This is a genomic window from Stenotrophomonas sp. TWI819 (assembly GCF_039673075.1).
Taxonomy (GTDB): Bacteria; Pseudomonadota; Gammaproteobacteria; order Xanthomonadales; family Xanthomonadaceae; genus Stenotrophomonas; species Stenotrophomonas rhizophila_B.
Map to the genome: position 1 here is coordinate 74,138 of NZ_JBDJKY010000012.1, position 19,794 is coordinate 93,931.

A 19,794-nucleotide genomic window follows, 5' to 3' on the forward strand; every position below is an offset into this window, starting at 1 on the left:
ATGCTGCGGCTGACCGCCCTGCTCGCCGGCGTGGCGCTGCTGCTGACCGGCAGCGGCCTGCTGGGCACATTGCTGGCGGTGCGCGGGGGTGAAGCCGGCTTCGGTGCCGGCACGTTGGGACTGGTGATGTCCGGCTATTTTGCCGGGTTCTTCATCGGCACCTTCTTCGCCCCCTCGCTGATCGGCCGCATCGGCCATATCCGTGCGTTCGCCTTCTTCGCCGCCCTCGCCGCCATTGCGGTGCTGGTACACCCGCTGTGGATCAATCCGGTGGGCTGGGGCGTGCTGCGCATCCTCACCGGCATCGCGCTGGTGGGCCTGTACACCGTGATCGAGAGCTGGCTCAACGCCGAGCCCGATCCGCGCCTGCGCAGCCGCGCTTTCTCGCTGTACATGGTGGTCAATCTCTCGGCGCTGGCGCTCGGCCAGGTGCTGCTGATGCTGGGCGATGCCGGCGCGACCTCGATGTTCATGCTCACCGCGATCCTGGTCTGCGCGGCGGTACTACCCGTCACCGCAACGCGTCTGCGCCCGCCCGAGATCCCCTCGGTGCCGCGTCTGAAACTGGCGCGGCTGTATGCGATGGCACCGGTGGCGACCGTGGCCGCGGGCCTGTCCGGCCTGGCGATGGGCGCGTTCTGGGGCCTGCTGCCGGTGTATGCCGGCGAGATCGGCCTGGACGGCAACGGCGTGGCCCTGTTCATGCTCACCGCCATCGCCGGCGGTGCCTTGCTGCAGTGGCCGCTGGGCCACATCAGCGACGGGCATGACCGGCGCACCGGGCTGGTCGCCCTGAGCCTGGCGGCCGCCGGTATCGCCGTGGTGGCCTCGCTGCCGATGATCCAGGTACAGACGCATCTGGTGTTCGGCCTGTTCTTCTTCTACGGCGGGCTGGCCTTCGCGCTGTATCCGTTTGCGGTTGCGCACATGCTCGACTACCTGCCGCGCGAAGACCTGCTTTCGGGCTGCTCCAGCCTGCTGCTGGTGCATGGCGTGGGCGCCGCGCTTGGCCCTGCGTTGGCCGGTGCGGCCATGCAGCGCTTCGGCGCGCCGGCACTGCCGCTGTACTTCGCGGTGGTCCTGATGCTGCTGGCGCTGTTCACCACCGCGCGCCTGCTCAGCTTCCAGCGCCTGCGCACGCATCCGGTCGGCTTCCGGCTGATGCTGCGCACCACGCCTTCGGCGCTGGAGCTGATGCCGGAGACCGACACCGCGCCGCCGGATCCCGATACTCCCCTCCCCTCTGACTCCGATAAGGAAGTGCATTGACTGTTTCGACACCGACCTCCCTCACTCCAACCCGTACACCGCCGGCCCCGCCGGCACCGCAACTGATCCTTGCCACCGATCTGGATGGCACCTTCCTCGCCGGCGATGCCGCCGCGCGCCATCGGCTCTACCGGCTGGTCGACCAGCACCCCGGCATACGCCTGATCTTCATCACCGGCCGCGGCCTGGAAGCGGTGATGCCCCTGCTCTCCGATCCAGCCATTCCGCGCCCGGACTATGTGGTCTGCGATGTCGGCGCCACCGTCGTCGACGGCCACACCCTGCAGCCGCTGCAGCCTCTGCAATCGATGATCGACGCGCACTGGCCAGGCGAGCAGGTCGTCGCCGCCGCGATGCGCCCGTTCACCGCGCTGCAGCGCCAGGATGTGCCGCAGGAACGCCGCTGCTCGTATTTCTGCGATCCCGACACGCTGGCGCCCCTGCGCTCGCAGATCCAGGCCGCCGCACAGGCGCTGGGTTGCGATGTGCTGTACTCGGCCGACCGCTATCTGGACATCCTGCCGCCCGATACCGACAAGGGCCGCACCCTGGCCGCGCTTGCGCGCCTGCTGGAGCTCCCGCGCGATCGCATTCTGGTGGCCGGCGACACCCTCAATGACCTGTCGATGTACACCTCCGGTTTCCGCGGGGTGTGCGTGGGCGATTCGGAGCCGGCGCTGACCGCCGCGACGGCCGACCTGAAGCACACGTTCCATGCACAGGCGCCGGGTTGCGGCGGCATCCTCGAAGCAATCGAACATTTCGGCCTGCTCGCCGATGACGATCCGTTCCTGCGCCCGCCAGCGCAGGCACGCGCGGACGGCGCCGATCTGGTGATGGTCTACCACCGCCTGCCCTTCGATGAAGTCATGGAGGACGGTGTGCTGGTGCAGCGCCCGCCGCGCTCGCCCAACGGCATCATTCCCTCGCTGCTGAGCTTCTTCGAAGGCGGCCAGAAAGGCTCCTGGGTCGCGTGGGGGATCGATGATCCCAAGCGCGGCCCGTTCCAGACCCATCTGGCGGTGGATGCCGAGCGCTACCCCACCCTGACCGCCGCGCGCGTGCCGCTGAGCAAGCAGGAAGTGGACATCTTCTACAAACGCTTTTCCAAGGAAGCGTTCTGGCCGATGCTGCACGTGTTCTGGGAACGCGCGAAGTTCCGCGAAGAAGACTGGCAGGTATTCCTGAAGGTCAACCGCAAGTTCGCCGAAGCCACCGCTGCCGAAGCCGCGCATGGCGCGACCGTGTGGATCCACGATTACAACCTGTGGATGGTGCCCGCCACGCTGCGCGAGCTGCGCCCGGACCTGAAGATCGCCTTCTTCCACCACACCTACTTCCCCTCGGCCGATGTATTCAACGTGGTGCCCTGGCGCCGCGAAATCATCGGCAGCCTGCTCAGCTGCGATTACATCGGCTTCCACATTCCGCGCCAGGTGGAGAACTTCGTGGACGTCGTGCGCGGCGCGATGCCGGCTGAGCGCCTGGCGTGGGAAAGCTGCGCCCCGCGCTTCCTCACGTACGGGTGTGCGGTGGGTCTGGACACGATGACCACGCGCCTGCGCGTGGGCGACCGCGAAGTCGCCCTCGGTGCGCATCCGGTCGGCACCGATCTGCGCCGCATCCACAACGTGCTCGCACGCAGCGATGTGCGCAATGACATCTTCAAGCTGCGCCGCGAGATCGGCGCACGCAAGCTGGTGCTGTCGGTGGAGCGCCTGGATTACACCAAGGGCACGCTGGCCAAACTGGAGGCGTACGAGCGGTTGCTGGAGCAGCATCCGGATCGCCAGGGCAAGGTCACCCTGCTGATGATCTGCGTGCCAGCCGCGCGCGAGATGACCATCTACCGCACGCTGCAGAACCAGATCGAGCAGGCGGTGGGGCGGATCAACGGGCGCTTCTCGCGATTGGACTGGACCCCGGTGCGCTTCTTCGCCCAGGCACTCCCGTTCGAAGAAGTGGTCGCGCACTACGCTGCCGCGCAGGTGATGTGGATCACCCCGCTGCGCGATGGCTTGAACCTGGTGTCCAAGGAGTTCGTGGCCACGCAGGGCATCGAGGGCAGCAACGGCGTGCTGGTGCTCAGTGAGTTTGCCGGTGCGGCCGCCGAGCTGAAAGGCGCGGTGCTGACCAACCCACATGACCCGGCCGACCTCACCGCCGGCCTGCTGCAGGCGTTGTCGATGCCCGACGATGAAGCCACCGGGCGTATGCGCCAGCTGTTTGGCAGCGTGGAGTACTACGACGTGGATCGCTGGGGCCAGGACTTCCTGGAAGCCGTGCGCACCAGCCACACCGAAGGCTGACGTTGTAGAGGTAGTGCCGGCCGCTGGCCGGCTGCGAACGGTGCCGGTTTCATGGGTTGCCGGCCAGCGGCCGGCACTACCCGGTAGGCCCCGGTTACCCGGCTTTCTGCATGATTCCTTCGGCGATCACCGCCACCTGCCGCAGCACATCGTTGCGGCCGGCATCATCCACCGTTGCGCCCTGCAGGTAGCTGGTCAGCACCCACGGTGCACCGCCGGCGAGCGGCCACAGGATCGCGATGTCATTGGTGGTGTCCTCGCCATTGCTGCCGGTCTTGTCACCCACCCGCCACGCCTTGGACAACCCGGCGCGCAGCCGTGTATCGCCGGTTTCGTTATCGATCAACCAATCGGCCAACTGCTGTTTCGAGGCGGGCTTGAGGACGTCACCGAGCACGAAGCGCTGCAGGCTGGCGGCCATCGCGGCCGGGCTGGTGGTGTCGCGCGGATCACCCGGGGCGAAGCGGTTCATCTCCGGCTCGAGACGGTCATTGCGGGTCACCGCATCGCCGTTGGCACGCAGGAACGCGGTCACCCCGGCCGGCCCGCCCACCATGCCCAGCAGCAGGTTCGCGGCGGGATTGTCGCTGGTGATCATGGTCGCCCGGCACAGGTCGCGCACGGTGACGTCCTTGCCGATATGCCGTGTGGTCACCGGCGCATGCGAGAGCATGTCCTGCTGGCGCACGGCCACGCGCCGGTCCAGCGAGAGCCTGCCCTGGTCGGCCAGCTGCAGTACCGCGGCGGACAACACGAACTTGAACGTGCTGCACATCGGGAAGCGTTCGTCCTGCCGGTTGCCCGTGCGCCAGCCGGTGCCGGTGTTGAGCAGGGTCACGCCCAAGCGCCCGCCACTTGCTACTTCCAACGCCGCGAAGTCCTTCGCCGCGACGGCGGGTTTCGGCGCCGGCAGCGGCGTCTTGGCGAAGGCGGTGGCGGCCAGCGCAGACGCGGCGGCCGCGCCGGTCCATTGCAGGAACTGTCGTCGAGCGATCATGCAGGTTCTCCTTGGCGAAGGCCTGAGTATTGGCAGGTCCACGCCCGTCCACCAGCGACGATTTTCAGTGTCATTCATTACTTTTCCTCATGCTTACGCGGTGGCTCGATGACGACGAGACGACGCATTGCCTTCGTAGATGGCCCTCTTTGCACCCAACCCGGCAGGCGATGCGATGATGCATCACCCCTGCTCACGGCTCGCCCCATGCTCCGCCCCCAGCTGCCGCTCAACGCCCTGCGCGCCTTCGAGGCTGCCGCGCGGCACCAGAATTTCACCCGCGCCGCCTTGGAACTGTGCGTCAGCCAGGCCGCGCTGAGCCATCAGATCCGCGCGCTGGAGGATCGGCTGGGCGTGTCGCTGTTCACCCGGTTGCCGCGCGGGGTCGCCCTGACCGATGAAGGGGCCCGTCTGTATCCGGTGCTCAACGAGGCCTTCGACCGCATCGCGGTGAGCCTGGACCGCTTCGTCGGCGGGCACTTCCGCGAGGTACTGAGCGTGGGGGTGGTCGGCACCTTCGCCACCGGCTGGCTGCTGCCGCGCCTGGGAGATTTCAACGCGCGCCATCCGGATATCGAGCTGCGCCTGCAGACCCACAACAACCGCATCGATCTGGCCGGTGAAGGGTTGGACCTCGCGATCCGGTTCGGTGATGGCGATTGGCAGGGGCAGATCAGCGACGCTGTACTGGAGGCACCATTCGCGCCGCTATGCGCGCCGGCGCTGGCACGTACGCTGCGGCAGCCGCGCGATCTGGCCAGCGTGGCGTTGCTGCGCTCCTACCGCAGCGACGAGTGGCCACGCTGGCTGCAGGCGGCCGGAGCACCGGAGCTGGAAGCACGGGGGCCGGTGTTCGATTCGTCGCTGACGCTGGCCACGGCGGCCGCCGCCGGTGCGGGCGTGGCGCTGTTGCCGTTGAAGATGTTCGAGCAGGACCTGGCCCAGGGACGCTTGATCCAGCCGTTTGCGCAGACGCTGGACCTGGGCAGCTACTGGCTGACGCGGCTGCGCTCGCGCGCCGAGAGCGATGCGGCGCGCAGATTCCGCGAATGGCTGGAAGCGCGGTAAACCCACGCATGCGTGGATGCCCAGCCTTGGGTGGATCCACCATGCGTGGATAGCGCAATGTCCGAACGAACCGCATCCACGATCCACGCATGGCGTGGATCTACACGGGATGCGGCACGCACCAGCGTGCCGCATCGCCCGCCGCGATCAGGCGTCCAGCAATTCCATCCACGTCTGCTCGGCCTTGCTGAGCAGGGTGGCGGTCGCTTCGCGGTCACGGCCAAGCACGGCCATGCGGGTCGCATCGGCGTAGTTGGAAGGATCGGCCAGCTGGCGGTCCAGATCGGCCAGCAGCGCTTCCAGCTCGCCCACCTTGGCTTCGGCAGCGGCCAGCTTGTGCGGGTTGGCCGGCTTGCGGGCGGGCAGCGGCGGGGTCGGCGGCACCGGCTCCGGGGCGGCCGCGGCCATCTTCTGCTTGGTGCCCTGCGCGGCCGGTCGCGAACGCAGCCACGCCGCGTAGGCATCCAGATCGCCGTCGAACGGTTCGACCACGCCATCGGCCACACGCCAGAACGTGTCGCAGACCAGGCCGATCAGATGGCGGTCATGCGACACCATCACGATCGCGCCTTCGAAGTCGGCCAGTGCTTCGGCCAGCGCTTCGCGCATTTCCAGGTCCAAGTGGTTGGTCGGTTCGTCGAGCAGCAGCACGTTCGGCTGCTGGTAAGCGATCAGCGCCAGGGCCAGGCGCGCACGTTCGCCACCGGAGAAGCCGTCCACCGGTTCAAACGCGCGGTCGCCGGCGAAGTTCCACTTGCCGAGGAAATCGCGGAAGGACTGGTTCGGTGCGTCCGGGGCCAGATCGCGGAAGTGCTCCATCGGCGACTGCCCTTCGTGCAGCGATTCCACCGTGTGCTGGGCGAAGTACCCGATGCGCAGGTCCGGATGCGCGGCGCGCTCGCCGCTGATCGGATCCAGTTCGCCCACCAGGGTCTTGACCAGGGTGGTCTTACCGGCACCGTTCGGGCCGAGCAGGCCGATCCGCTGGCCGGCTTCCAGGCCGAAGCCTACGTTGCTCAGGATCACCGAATCGGCGCCGTAACCGGCCTCGACATGGTTCAGGCGGATCAGTGAGAACGGCAGCTTGGCCGGCGGCGCGAACTCGATGCGGAACTCGCGCTCGGCGCGTACCGCTTCGGTGCCGGCCAGCTTGGCCAGGCGCTTCATGCGGCTCTGCGCCTGCGCAGCCTTGCTGGCCTGCGCCTTGAAGCGATCGATGAAGCTCTGCAGATGCGCGCGCTCGGCCTGTTCCTTGTCGTGGGCGAGCTGCTGCTGGCGCAGCTGTTCGGCGCGCTGGCGCTCGAAATCGGTATAGCCGCCGACGTACAGCTTGGCGCCGCCACCGTGCAGATGCAGGGTGTGGGTGGCCACGTTGTCCAGGAACTCGCGGTCATGCGAGATCAGCAGCAGGGTGCCGGGGTACTTGAGCAGCCACTGTTCCAGCCAGAACACGGCGTCCAGATCCAAGTGGTTGGTCGGTTCGTCGAGCAGCAGCAGGTCGCTGGGCATCATCAGCGCGCGCGCCAGGTTCAGGCGCACACGCCAGCCGCCGGAGAACGAGGACACCGCGCGCGAGTGCGTCTCGGCCGGGAAGCCCAGGCCGTGCAGCAGCTTGCCGGCGCGCGCTTCCGCGTCATAGGCGCCGATCTCGGCCATCCGCTGATGGGCGGTGGCAACCGCTTCCCAGTCTTCACGCGCCGCAGCGGCGGCCTCATCGCGCATCACGGCGGCCACCTCGGTGTCACCCTCCAGCACGAACTGCAGCGCCGGGTCGGGCAGCGACGGGGTTTCCTGGGCCACGCTGGCGATGCGGATCTTGCCGGGCAGATCGACGTCGCCCTTGTCCGCCTCCAGCTCGCCCTTCACGGCAGCGAACAGGCTGGACTTGCCGGCGCCATTGCGGCCGACCACGCCGACGCGGTACCCCGCGTGCAGGGTCAGGTCGACGTTGGACAACAGCAGCCGCTCGCCACGGCGCAAGGCGAAGTTACGAAGGGAGATCATCTTGGGGGTCCATATAACGGAATGGAATGTGCTGGTGAGCACCTTTCCTGCGACGTAATTCTAACGTTAACGAATACTTGACGCGCCCCGGGATGCGCGGCGGGACTCGTTCCTCTCTCCCACGACCCCGCCTGCGCTTCCCCGGGACCCTCCTGTCGAATCGAACGCCGCACGTAAATGGTTGCTTCTGCAACGTTTTTTACGAAATTTGCGAAAATTTGACAAGCGATGAATATCCCGTTAATTCGTCTATTGCGCACCGCAACACCCGCCCTCGCTGACCCGATCCTCGATGTCGTCATGTCGCTTTGGTGCCGCACCGTCACAACCGGAGCCACATCCTGATGAACCGCAAGACCAGTACGCTCGCCGCCGCCGTAGCTGTCGCGCTCGGTATGTCCAGCTTCGCCGCCACCGCCCAGGACGCCCCCGCCCGCACCGCGGCCAATACCCTGGACACCATCATCGTCACCGGCACCCGCGTGGCCGACCGCACCGTGGCCGAGTCGCAGTCGCCGATCGACATCATCACCCCTGAGGCATTGCAGTCCACCGGCACCACCGAGCTGGCCACCGCGCTGGCCCGCGCCCTGCCCTCGCTGAATTTCCCGCGCCCGGCGCTGACCGATGGCACCAGCGGCATCCGCCCGGCGCAGCTGCGCGGCCTCTCCCCGGACCAGGTGCTGGTGCTGGTCAACGGCAAGCGCCGCCACACCTCCGCGCAGATCAACGTCAACGGCAGCATCGGCCGTGGCTCGTCGGCAGTGGACATCAACGCGATTCCGATCGCCTCGATCGAGCGCGTGGAAGTGCTGCGCGACGGCGCCTCGGCGCAGTACGGCTCGGACGCCATCGCCGGCGTGATCAACATCGTGCTCAAGGGCTCGTCCTCCGGCGGCAGCCTGGCGCTGGATGCCGGCCAGTACTCGGCCGGTGACGGCAACAAGTACCAGCTCTCCGGCGATACCGGCATTGGCTTCGCCGACGGCCGCGGCAGCGTGCATGTGGCCGGCCAGATCGTCCAGCAGGACGAGAGCAACCGGGCCGGTCCGTACCAGGGCACCACGCCGAACACCGGCAACTTCCCCAACATCGGCCAGACCACCTTCGTGGTCGGCGACCCGCAGGTGGATGCGACCGCCGCCTCGGCCAACGCCAGCTTCCAGTTCAGCGACCACGTCTCGGCCTACGCCACCGCGATGGCCAGCAACCGCGACATCACCTCGTTCGCGTTCTATCGCTCGCGCAACAACAGCAACCAGGGCGCGCTGCTGGCGCAGACCTACCCGGACGGCTTCGTGCCGGAGATCAATCAGTATTCCAAGGACCGCTCGCTGGTCGCCGGGGTCAAGGGCGATACGGACAGCGGATGGAACTGGGACGTCAGCTACAACTACGGCACCAACAAGATCGATTTCCACACCCGTAACAGCATCAACTACGCGCTCGGCGTGAACAGCCCGCGCTCGTTCTACGATGGCGCGCTGGAGTACACCCAGAACATCGTCAATGCCGATGTGACCAAGACCCTGGACTGGGGCCTGGCCTACCCGGTCACGCTGTCCTTCGGCGGTGAATACCGCAAGGAAAAGTGGGAACAGTCCGCAGGTGAACTGAACGCCTATACCGGCAGCGGTGCGCAGGGCTTCGGCGGCTTCACCCCGCTCAACGCGGTGGATGCCGACCGCGACAACTACGCCGTCTATGCCGGCCTGGAAGCCGACCTCACCGACAAGTTCTCCGCCGGTGTGACCGGCCGCTATGAGGATTACTCGGACTTCGGCGACAAGTTCTCCGGCAAGCTCTCCGCGCGCTATGCCTTCACCGACAAGGTCGCCCTGCGCGCCACGGCGTCGAGCGGCTTCCGCGCCCCGTCGCTGGCCCAGCAGAGCTACCAGGCGGTCACCAGCACGATCATCAACGGCGTGTTCGTCGAACGCGGCACCTTCCCGACCACCAGCCCCGCCGCGCAGGCGCTGGGTGCCAGCCCGCTGAAGGCCGAAAGCTCGACCTCCTACAGCCTGGGCCTGGTGCTGCAGCCGGTGGATCGCCTGTACCTGACCGTAGATGCGTACCAGATCGACATCGACGACCGCATCGTCTTGTCGACCAACATCACCACCAATGACGCCGCCAACGCGCTGCTGACCAACCTGGGCCTGCCGGGCGTCACCGCGTTCTCCTACTTCACCAACGGCGTGGACACCCGCACCCGCGGCGTGGATGCCGTCTCCAGTTACACGATTCCCTTTGCCGCCAGCTCGCTGGAGCTGACCGCGGCCTACAGCTACAACGAGACCGAGGTGAAGAAGTTCATCGCCTCGCCGGCGGTGTTCGGCGCGCTGGGCATCACCCAGTCGCTGATCGGGCGTGATGAGACCGGCCGCATCGAGGACAGCTACCCGCGCGACAAGGCCATCCTCAGCGGCACCTGGCGCACCGACCACTGGGACCTCAATCTGGCCGCCACCCGCTACGGCTCGTTCACCGTGCGCAATTCGGCCACCGCCCTGCGCGACCAGACCTATGACGCCTCGTGGGTGCTCGATGCCTCGGCCAGCTACAAGCCGAGCGAGAACTGGACCCTTACCCTGGGCGCGGACAACATCCTGGACCAGTATCCGGACCGCACCGTGGATCTGCAGAACTCCACCTGGGGCATGCTGCCGTACAGCAACTACTCGCCCTATGGGTTCAACGGCGCCTACGTGTACGGTCGCGTGACCTACAAGTGGTAAATAAATCTGCCTGATAAACCACATGCCCCGGTTCGCCGGGGCATGTGCGTTTTGGCCGCAGGAAACCGGGATTCCGCGCATTCACCCTTCAACGCACGGGCTGTCCCGGACAGCACATGACCTGCCCACGGGGACATAGCAGCATTACGGTCGCCGATGTTTGCCCGGACCGGCCGCATCGGTGAAAATCGGGGCATCCCCTATTTCTGCGAGCCCCGATGCACCATGACACCGACCTGATCAACATCGTTGCCGTTGGCCTGGGGCTCGCCTTCATACTCGGCGCGCTGGCCAACAAGCTGCGGTTGTCTCCGCTCGTCGGTTATCTGATTGCAGGCATCTGCGTAGGGCCGTTCACCCCGGGCTTCGTTGCCGACCAGGCCCTGGCCAACCAGCTGGCCGAGATCGGCGTGATGCTGCTGATGTTCGGGGTCGGTCTGCATTTCTCGCTCAAAGACCTCATGGAGGTCAAAGCGATCGCCATCCCGGGTGCGATCGGCCAGATCCTGGTCGCCACCCTGCTCGGCTGGGGCCTGGCGGCGTTGATGGGCTGGCCGGTGATCTACGGCGTGGTGTTCGGTTTCTCGCTGGCCACCGCCAGTACCGTGGTGCTGCTGCGCGCGATGGAAGAACGGCGCCTGCTGGAAACCACCCGCGGCAAGATCGCCATCGGCTGGCTGATCGTGGAAGACCTGGCCTGCGTCCTGGCCCTGGTGATGATGCCGGTGCTGGCCGGCGTGTTCGGCCCGGATGCGGCCAATGAAACCCATACCGTCGGCAGCGTGCTGGCCAGCATCGGCTGGACCTTCGTGCAGCTGGGCCTGTTCGTGGCGGTGATGCTGGTAGTCGGGCGCCGGGTGATTCCCTGGATCCTGGAGCGCATCGCCGGGACCGGTTCGCGCGAGCTCTTCACCCTGGCCGTGCTGGCGATCGCGCTGGGCGTGGCGTTCGGCTCGGCCATGCTGTTCGGCGTGTCCTTCGCGCTGGGCGCGTTCTTCGCCGGCATGCTGCTCAACGAATCCGAACTGAGCCACAAGGCGGCCAACGATTCACTGCCGCTGCGCGACGCCTTCGCGGTGCTGTTCTTCGTCTCGGTCGGCATGCTGTTCAACCCGGCCATCCTGATCGAGCACCCGTGGCAGGTGCTGGCCACCGCCGCGATCATCATGTTCGGCAAGTCCGCCGCCGCGTTCGTGATCGTGCGGGCCTTCGGCCACCCGACCGGTACCGCGCTGACCATTTCGGCCAGCCTGGCGCAGATCGGCGAATTCGCCTTCATCATCGCCGGCCTCGGCGTGACCCTGAAGATCCTGCCGCCGACGGGCCAGGCGCTGGTACTGGCCGGTGCGCTGATCTCGATCATGCTCAACCCGCTGGTATTCGGCCTGCTCGACCGCTGGCTGCTCAAGAACCAGGAAACCGCCCCCACCACCGTGGAGACGGAATTGCCGCCGGGCCCGTCGCTGGATCTGCACGACCACGCCATCGTGATCGGCTACGGCCGCGTCGGCAGCGCGCTGGCGCAGGTGCTGCGCGACCGTGGCGTGCCGGTGATGATCATCGACGACAACAAGGAACACGTCGCCGAAGCGCACGCGGCCGGCCTGCCCGGTATCCGCGGCAGTGCCGCCTCCGACCGCGTACTGGCCGAAGCGCATCCCGAGCGCGCCAAGATCGCCGTGCTGGCGATCCCGCAGCCGCTGGAGGCCGGTGAGACACTGGCCAAGCTGCGCGCGCTCAACCCCGGCCTGACCCTGTTGGCACGGGCGCACAGCGATGCCGAGGTGAAGCACCTGCTCGCCCACGGTGCCGACGGCACGGTGATGGCCGAGCGCGAGCTGGCCTACTCGCTGGCCGAGATGGTGATGTCCACCCCGCCGTACCGCACGATGGGGCAGCAGCACAGCATTCCGGTGGTGTGAGGGCCGCTACACCACCGGCACGCAGATATCCGCGCGCAGGATCGCCTCGGGCACCTCTTCGGGGTCATCCAGGTAGTGGTAGTACAGCTCCGCATCGCGCAGCGCGTGGCCACTGTCGGGCAGCCAGTCGCGCAGCAGCGCATCGGTGGCGGCCTCCAGCCCTGCGTAACTGCCCACATGGCGCAGCACGGCAAACGTGCCACCGCCCAGCGTCAGCGCACGCAGTGGGGCTGGTAGCGCCTGCGGCGTGCGCCCGAATCCCATTGCGCAATCGAACACGCATTCCTGCGCCGGCGCGTCGCGGTGGTCCGTCCGTGCGATGCCGACCAGCTGCTGAAGCTGTTCGGCCCAGCCCTGCTCCGCCGCCCAGGTGAAGATCTCGCCGAAGGCCTGATCCAGATCATCGAAGGCCCCTTGCGTGCGCAGCGCGACCACATCGAAGGGTTCCAGCGTGGTCACCGTAACTTGCAACGGCACCGTCCCGTCCGCGTGATCGCCCGCCGGCAGCGACAGCCGCTGCTGCCAGTGGCTGCGCAGCCCGGCATCCTCACGCAACGTGCTCGGCTTGGCATCCAGCGTTTGGCGACAGGCACGGGCCAGCGCCTGCGGGCTTTCATAGCCGACGTTCAAGGCGACCTCGGTCACCCGGCTCTCGGCCTGGCCGAGCAGCGTCAGCGCCTGCAGCAGGCGCAGGCGCGCCACGGTGCGCCCGGGCGTTTCGCCGGTCAGCGCGCGGTACAGGCGATGGAAGTGGAACGGCGACTGGTGCGCGATCGCGGCCAGTGCCTCCAGGTCGGGCAAGGGATCGCCAGCGCGCAGGCACGCCTGCAGGTGGGCGATGACGCGGTCGATACCGTGGCGCTGGCGTACTTGGGCAATGCGGCGCATGGCGGGCTCCCTCTCTAGGTGACGCTCAGCGTGCGCCTTGCCGCGCCCCTGCGCGTGGCCGATCTTGCGCAGTTGGGGGATCGTCAGCCGATCCTAACCCTGCGCGTAGAGCCACGCCATGCGTGGCTGCTTCTTGTTCCGGGGCCGCGCAGCCACGCATGGCGTGGCTCTACGCCCATGGCGGAGAATCCCATGGTGCCATGGCAAAACCCCCACGGCGGCCGGCCCGCACCGGCCACCGTGGGTCACACCTCTACGCCTTGGCCAACGCCTGCTCCAGGTCCGCGAGCAGGTCATCGATGTGTTCAATGCCCACCGACAACCGCACGGTGTCTTCGCTGACGCCGGCCTTCTCCAGCTCGGCCGCATCCAGCTGCCGGTGCGTGGTCGAGGCCGGATGCGTGGCCAGGGATTTGGCATCCCCCAGGTTCACCAGCCGGGTGAACAACTGCAGCGCGTCCAGGAAACGCGCACCCGCCGCGCGGCCACCGGGCAGGCCGAAGGTCAGCACGCCGGAGCCGTGCCCGCGCAGGTACTTCTGCACCAGCGCGTGTTCGGGGTGGTCGGGCAGCGCGGCGTAATTCACCCAGGCGACCTTCGCATGACCCTGCAGATGCTTGGCCACGGCCAGGGTGTTCGCGTTGATCCGGTCCAGGCGCAGCGCCAGCGTCTCGATGCCCTGCAGGATCAGGAAGGAATTGAACGGTGAGATCGCCGCACCGGTATTGCGCAGCGGCACCACCCGCGCGCGGCCGATGTAGGCGGCCGGCCCGAGTGCCTCGGTGTAGACCACGCCGTGGTAGCTCACGTCCGGCTCATTCAAGCGGCGGAAGCGCTGCTTGTGCTCCGCCCAGGGGAACCGCCCGGAATCCACGATCGCCCCGCCCAGGCTGGTGCCATGCCCACCGAGATACTTGGTCAGCGAATGCACCACGATGTCCGCACCGAAATCGAACGAGCGCTGCAGGTACGGTGTCGCCACCGTGTTGTCCACGATCAGCGGCACGCCGTGCGCATGCGCGATCTTCGCCACCGCTTCGATATCGGTGATGTTGCCGCGCGGGTTGCCGATGGACTCGACGAACACCGCTTTGGTGCGGTCATCGATCAGCGCGCCGAACGCCTGCGGGTCGCGATAGTCGGCAAAGCGCGTTTCGATCCCGAACTGCGGCAGCGTGTGCGCGAACAGGTTGTAGGTGCCGCCGTACAGCGCACTGGCCGAGACGATGTTGTCGCCGGCCTCGGCGATGGTCTGGATCGCGTAGGTGATCGCGGCCTGGCCCGAGGCCAGTGCGAGCGCGCCGATGCCGCCCTCGAGCGCGGCGATGCGCTGCTCCAGCACATCGGTGGTCGGGTTCATGATGCGGGTGTAGATGTTGCCCGGCACCTTCAGGTCGAACAGGTCCGCGCCATGCTGGGTGTCATCGAAGGCGTAGGCCACGGTCTGGTAGATCGGCACCGCCACCGCGCGGGTGGTGGGATCGGGCCGGTAACCGCCATGCACCGCGATGGTCTCCGCGCGCCACTGTGATTCGGGACTGCCGTGTTCGGACATATCGCATCGTCTCCAGGTGAATGCCGACGATACCGAACAAAAAACCCCCGCCGAAGCGGGGGTTCATGCCAAACATGCATGGTGTGAGGCCCAACGGTTATCAGGCCGCCGGTGCGCGCGGGGCTCAGCCCTTCACGAACACCAGCTTGCCCTCGGCCGCATCGACCCGGATCACATCGCCGTTGAGGAACTCGCCGGAGAGGATCTTCTGCGCCAGCGGGTTCTCCAGCTGCGACTGGATCGCACGCTTGAGCGGGCGGGCGCCGTAGACCGGATCGAAACCGACGTTACCCAGCAGCTGGAAGGCGTCGTCGCTGACCTCGATGCGCAGGCCACGCTCGGCCAGGCGCTTCTCCAGGCCCTGCATCTGGATGCGGGCGATCTGCTTGATCTGCACCTTGTCCAGCGGATGGAACACGACGATGTCGTCCAGGCGGTTGATGAATTCCGGGCGGAAGTGCGCCTGCACCACGCCCATCACCGCCGCCTTCATCTGCGTGTAGGCCTCCGGGCTGTCATCGCTGCTCATGTCCTGGATCTGGTGCGAGCCGAGGTTGGAGGTCATCACGATGACGGTGTTGCGGAAGTCCACCGTGCGGCCCTGACCATCGGTCAAGCGGCCGTCGTCAAGCACCTGCAACAGGATGTTGAACACATCCGGATGCGCCTTCTCCACTTCGTCCAGCAGGATCAGCGAGTACGGGCGACGGCGCACCGCCTCGGTCAGGTAGCCACCTTCTTCGTAGCCCACATAGCCCGGAGGGGCACCGATCAGGCGCGCGACGCTGTGCTTCTCCATGAACTCGCTCATGTCGATGCGGATCATCGCGTCGCTGCTGTCGAACAGGAATTCGGCCAGCGCCTTGCACAGTTCGGTCTTGCCCACGCCGGTCGGCCCCAGGAACAGGAACGAGCCGCTCGGGCGATCCGGATCGGACAGGCCCGCACGCGAGCGCCGCACCGCATCGGAAACCACCTTGATCGCCTCTTCCTGGCCGACCACGCGGTTGTGCAGCATGTCTTCCATGCGCAGCAGCTTGTCGCGCTCGCCTTCCAGCATGCGGTTGACCGGAATGCCGGTCCAGCGCGAAACCACTTCGGCGATTTCCTCGGCGGTGACCCGATCCTGGACCAGCTTGAACTCGCTGGTCTCTATTTCCTGCGCGGCAGCCAGTTGCTTCTCCAGCTGCGGCAGCTGACCGTACTGGATCTCGCTCATGCGGCCGAAATCCTGGCGGCGCTGGGCCGATTCCAGTTCCAGCTTGGCCTGTTCGATCTGTTCCTTGATCCGGGTCGCGCCCTGCAGCGTGGCCTTCTCCGACTTCCAGATTTCGTTGAGATCGGAGAACTCGCGCTCCAGCGCATCGATGTCATTCTCAAGATCAGCCAGGCGCTGACGCGAGGCATCGTCCTTTTCCTTCTTGAGCATTTCACGCTGGATCTTGAGCTGGATCAGGCGCCGCTCCAGGCGGTCCAGCTCCTCCGGCTTGGAGTCGATCTCCATGCGGATGCGCGAGGCGGCCTCGTCCATCAGGTCGATGGCCTTGTCGGGCAGCTGGCGGTCGGCGATGTAACGGTGCGACAGCGTGGCCGCCGCGACGATCGCCGGGTCGGTGATTTCCACGCCATGGTGCACGGCATACTTTTCCTTGAGCCCGCGCAGGATGGCGATGGTGTCTTCCACGCTCGGCTCGCCCACCAGCACCTTCTGGAAGCGGCGTTCCAGCGCAGCATCCTTTTCGATGTACTTGCGGTATTCGTCCAGCGTGGTCGCGCCGACGCAGTGCAGTTCACCGCGGGCGAGCGCCGGCTTGAGCATGTTGCCGGCATCCATCGCGCCATCGGCCTTGCCCGCACCGACCATGGTGTGCAGCTCGTCGATGAACAGAATCACCTGCCCTTCGCTCTTGGCCAGGTCGTTGAGCACGCCCTTCAGGCGCTCTTCGAACTCACCGCGGAACTTGGCGCCGGCGATCAGCGCGCCCATGTCCAGCGAGAGCACGCGCTTGCCGCGCAGGCCTTCGGGCACTTCGTCGTTGATGATGCGCTGGGCCAGGCCTTCCACGATGGCGGTCTTGCCCACGCCGGGCTCGCCGATCAGCACCGGGTTGTTCTTGGTGCGGCGCTGCAGGACCTGGATGGTGCGACGGATTTCCTCATCGCGGCCGATCACCGGATCCAGCTTGCCGCTCTCGGCCCGCGCGGTCAGGTCGATGGTGTACTTCTCCAGCGCCTGGCGCTGGTCTTCGGCGTTTTCAGACTGCACGGTCTCGCCGCCGCGCACCTTGTCGATGGCGGTGTCGATCTTCTTCTTGTCAGCGCCGGCGGCGCGCAGCGCCATGCCCAGGGTACCGCCATCGTCCACCGCAGCCAGCACGAACCACTCACTGGCGATGAAGGCATCGCCGTGCTGCTGGGCGAGCTTGTCGGTGTTGTTGAGCAGCCGGTTCAGATCGTTGCCGATCGATAGGTTGCCTTCCTGCCCGGAGACCTTGGGCAGGGCCTCCAGGATTTCATTCAAGCGTTCGCGCAGTACCGGCACATTGACGCCGGCCTGGGCCAGCAGCGGGCGCGTGCTGCCGCCCTGCTGGTCCAGCAGTGCGCTGAACACATGTACCGGTTCGATGATGTTGTGGTCGCGGCCCACGGCCAGCGACTGCGCGTCGGCCAGCGCCTGCTGGAAACGCGAGGTGAGCTTGTCCATCCGCATGTTCTTGTCCTCGATGTAAACGGGGCTGGCCGTGCCAGCACTGTCCCTGAGATGCGGTTACGCGCGCGTGTTTCAAGGGTGGATGAGATGCCGATTCAGGCGTGGTCAGGCGGTCGGAGGCCTGCCCAGCAGGGGCGGCTCGGCCGGACGCGGCACCAGGCAGCCGATGCCGCCAGGCAGGTCTAGAAACACGTCATAGCCGCCGGTGACGCCGTAGCCGATCCGCCAGGACGAGGGAAACAGATCCGGGGGCTGGAAGGCGATATCCACCGGAATGTGGGTCACGGTGTCGGTCAGCTGCAGAGGGGTATTGGCCTGGGCGTACTCGATGTCATCCGCCCCACGGGTGGTGATGACGTTCTTGCGCTGGATCGCGGCCGCGGGCACCGACGAGCGTGGCGCGCCGCGCATCTGGAAGGCTCCGTTGAAGCCCGTATCGACCAGCATCAGGTTGTTGTCCTGGCCGCGGATGGGAAACCGCTGTTGCTGGAATGGTCCCCACAGCGACGAGGTCACTGCCATCCGGCGCGTGCACGCGGCCGGCGCCTGTGCCCCCAGCAGGGTCAGCGTTTCACGCGAGAGCGTGATCCGCCCCAGCGCACGCAGCACGTCCAGGCCGATCAGGTTGAGCTCGCGCGTGGGTTCGCTGTTGAACGACACATCACGCACCCGCTGCCCACCCACCTCGATATCGATCGGTGCCACCAGGCCCGCCTGCTGGATATCGCCCTCGACGATGCGCGACACCACGAAACCCTCAGTGACCGCCAGGCCGAGCGACTCGGCCAGCGCGCGGCTGATGTGCGAGCGCGGGGCACCCGTATCGACGATGAAGGCCGCCTCGTGGGCGACCGGCGCGCCATCGCGCGTGCCGTGCAGCGTGAGGGTCACCGAGGGCAGCTCATTGCTGAACTGGATCGGCACCGCCACGTCCTGCGCCCGCTCGGCTGCGGGCAGCGCGCTGCGCGGCCAGGTGGTGAAGGACACGAATGCCGGCCGGGTGACATCGGGGACTTCATCGCCGGCCCTGAGCATCGGCACGATGGTGCGTTGATAGTCCTCGCGCACGCTCAGCATGAGCCTCGCCCATCCCGCGATGTCGCCCTCGATCAGCGCATTGCCGGCGAGGGTGGATTCGCACAGGAACGCCAGACCCTGCAGCGCGGGGGGCGCATCCCGGGTTTCCTCCAGGCACTGGCGTGCTGCACGGTTGGACGCGGCCAGTTCACCACGGACGCGGTGGTACCCGGCCGCGCCCAAGTGACGCCGCGGACCGGATACGCCGCTCATGCTGCGCAGCGTGGTCAGCTCCGCGCGCAGCACCGCGTCGCTGTAGCCGAACCCATCGTGCAGCGCCACCGGATCGGCCGCTACCGTGGCCGGCATCACCGCCACGCACATGCCCAGCACCCATCTCCGCATCGCGTACTCCCGTCTGCATCCCCGCTCGACCCTAGCACGGGAACCACGCTGCACTCACGCCTGCTTTCGACAGCGCGGGTCATGCTGAAGGCCGATTCGGCACGGAGTGGCGGCATGCATTACGAACTGTATTACTGGACCGGCATCCAGGGTCGCGGCGAGTTTGTCCGCCTCGCGCTTGAGGATGCCGGCGCCGGCTACACCGACATGGCGCGCGTGCACGGCGATGCCGTGATGCAGCCGTACCTGGACGGCAAGGTCGAGGGTCTGCAGCCGTTCGCTCCGCCCTTTCTACGCACGGGCAAGCAGGTCATCGCCCAAGTCGGCGCGATCCTGGATCATCTGGGACCGACGCTCGGCCTGGTTCCCGATGCCAGCTCACGGCGGCAACAGGCGCTGCAGCTGCAGATGACCATCGCCGATCTGGTCGCTGAGGTGCACGACACCCATCACCCCATCGCTGCGTCGAAGTACTACGAGGATCAGAAGCACGAGGCCAAGGCGCGCGCCGCGTCGATGCGCGGCGAGCGCATGCCCAAGTTCCTGACGTATTTCGAGAGCGTGCTCAAGCACAACGGCGGGCGGCATCCGCTGCGTGAGCATTCCTACGTGGATCTGTCGCTGTTCCAGCTGCTGAGCGGGCTGGACTACATGTTCCCGCGCCGCATGCAGGCGCTATGGCCCACGCTGCCGCAGCTGCGCGCGCTGAAAGACCGAGTGGAAATCCGCCCCAACATCGCGGCCTACCTCGCCTCCGAGCGGCGCCTGGCGTTCAACACCAATGGCATTTTCCGGCACTACCCGGAGCTGGACGGCGAGCAATGATGTCTCGCCGTCGGGAGCGACGCATGCGGCGGTAGCTCACGACCGTTGGTCGTGAGCGCAGGGAAAAGCAGCCGGCCAGCGGCCGGC

The 19,794-nt window shown here is 66.9% G+C and carries 12 protein-coding genes; 6 read left to right on the top strand and 6 right to left on the bottom strand.

The window, feature by feature from the left end; genetic code table 11:
* Nucleotides 1-1,269: an MFS transporter gene (locus tag ABE463_RS15470; protein ID WP_259259398.1), complete on the top strand. Its 1,269-nt coding sequence runs from the start codon at nucleotides 1-3 to the stop codon at nucleotides 1,267-1,269.
* Nucleotides 1,270-1,331: 62 nt separating this feature from the next.
* A complete protein-coding gene (gene ggpS, locus ABE463_RS15475) occupies nucleotides 1,332-3,578 on the top strand; it encodes a glucosylglycerol-phosphate synthase (protein WP_310443498.1) in 2,247 nt (748 codons plus the stop codon).
* Between the two features lie 94 nt (nucleotides 3,579-3,672).
* Here ggpS and blaL2 read toward each other — a convergent pair whose 3' ends face one another.
* Nucleotides 3,673-4,575 carry a L2 family extended-spectrum class A beta-lactamase gene (blaL2, locus tag ABE463_RS15480; protein ID WP_346468757.1) on the bottom strand — a complete coding sequence of 301 codons (903 nt, stop codon included), beginning with the start codon at nucleotides 4,573-4,575 and terminating at the stop codon, nucleotides 3,673-3,675.
* Between the two features lie 207 nt (nucleotides 4,576-4,782).
* On the opposite strand from blaL2, the gene ABE463_RS15485 reads away from it, so the two are divergent.
* Entirely contained in the window at nucleotides 4,783-5,643 is an 861-nt protein-coding gene (locus ABE463_RS15485; RefSeq protein WP_346468758.1) for a LysR family transcriptional regulator, read from the top strand.
* Nucleotides 5,644-5,790: 147 nt separating this feature from the next.
* On the opposite strand, the gene ABE463_RS15490 is transcribed toward ABE463_RS15485, so the two are convergent.
* The gene (locus ABE463_RS15490) at nucleotides 5,791-7,647 is read right to left on the bottom strand and encodes an ABC-F family ATP-binding cassette domain-containing protein (protein WP_123730384.1); all 1,857 of its coding nucleotides are present in this window, start codon (nucleotides 7,645-7,647) and stop codon (nucleotides 5,791-5,793) included.
* 344 nt (nucleotides 7,648-7,991) lie between these two features.
* Here ABE463_RS15490 and ABE463_RS15495 point away from each other — a divergent pair, with 344 nt between their 5' ends.
* The gene (locus ABE463_RS15495) at nucleotides 7,992-10,385 is read left to right on the top strand and encodes a TonB-dependent receptor (RefSeq protein WP_346468759.1); all 2,394 of its coding nucleotides are present in this window, start codon (nucleotides 7,992-7,994) and stop codon (nucleotides 10,383-10,385) included.
* A gap of 218 nt (nucleotides 10,386-10,603) precedes the next feature.
* Entirely contained in the window at nucleotides 10,604-12,307 is a 1,704-nt protein-coding gene (ybaL, locus tag ABE463_RS15500; protein ID WP_123730382.1) for a YbaL family putative K(+) efflux transporter, read from the top strand.
* Between the two features lie 6 nt (nucleotides 12,308-12,313).
* Here ybaL and ABE463_RS15505 read toward each other — a convergent pair whose 3' ends face one another.
* From ABE463_RS15505 to ABE463_RS15520, 4 genes are all read right to left on the bottom strand, one after another.
* Nucleotides 12,314-13,195 (bottom strand): AraC family transcriptional regulator, encoded by an 882-nt coding sequence (locus ABE463_RS15505; RefSeq protein ID WP_346468760.1) that lies wholly within the window; start codon nucleotides 13,193-13,195, stop codon nucleotides 12,314-12,316.
* Between the two features lie 253 nt (nucleotides 13,196-13,448).
* Nucleotides 13,449-14,750: an aminotransferase class I/II-fold pyridoxal phosphate-dependent enzyme gene (locus tag ABE463_RS15510; protein WP_152151874.1), complete on the bottom strand. Its 1,302-nt coding sequence runs from the start codon at nucleotides 14,748-14,750 to the stop codon at nucleotides 13,449-13,451.
* Nucleotides 14,751-14,874: 124 nt separating this feature from the next.
* Nucleotides 14,875-17,460, bottom strand: coding sequence for an ATP-dependent chaperone ClpB (gene clpB, locus ABE463_RS15515; protein WP_346468761.1), 2,586 nt, complete (start codon nucleotides 17,458-17,460; stop codon nucleotides 14,875-14,877).
* Nucleotides 17,461-17,565: 105 nt separating this feature from the next.
* Nucleotides 17,566-18,882, bottom strand: coding sequence for a retropepsin-like aspartic protease (locus ABE463_RS15520; protein ID WP_346468762.1), 1,317 nt, complete (start codon nucleotides 18,880-18,882; stop codon nucleotides 17,566-17,568).
* Between the two features lie 114 nt (nucleotides 18,883-18,996).
* On the opposite strand from ABE463_RS15520, the gene ABE463_RS15525 reads away from it, so the two are divergent.
* The gene (locus ABE463_RS15525; protein WP_346468763.1) at nucleotides 18,997-19,707 is read left to right on the top strand and encodes a glutathione S-transferase; all 711 of its coding nucleotides are present in this window, start codon (nucleotides 18,997-18,999) and stop codon (nucleotides 19,705-19,707) included.
* The last annotated feature ends 87 nt before the right edge of the window (nucleotides 19,708-19,794 follow it).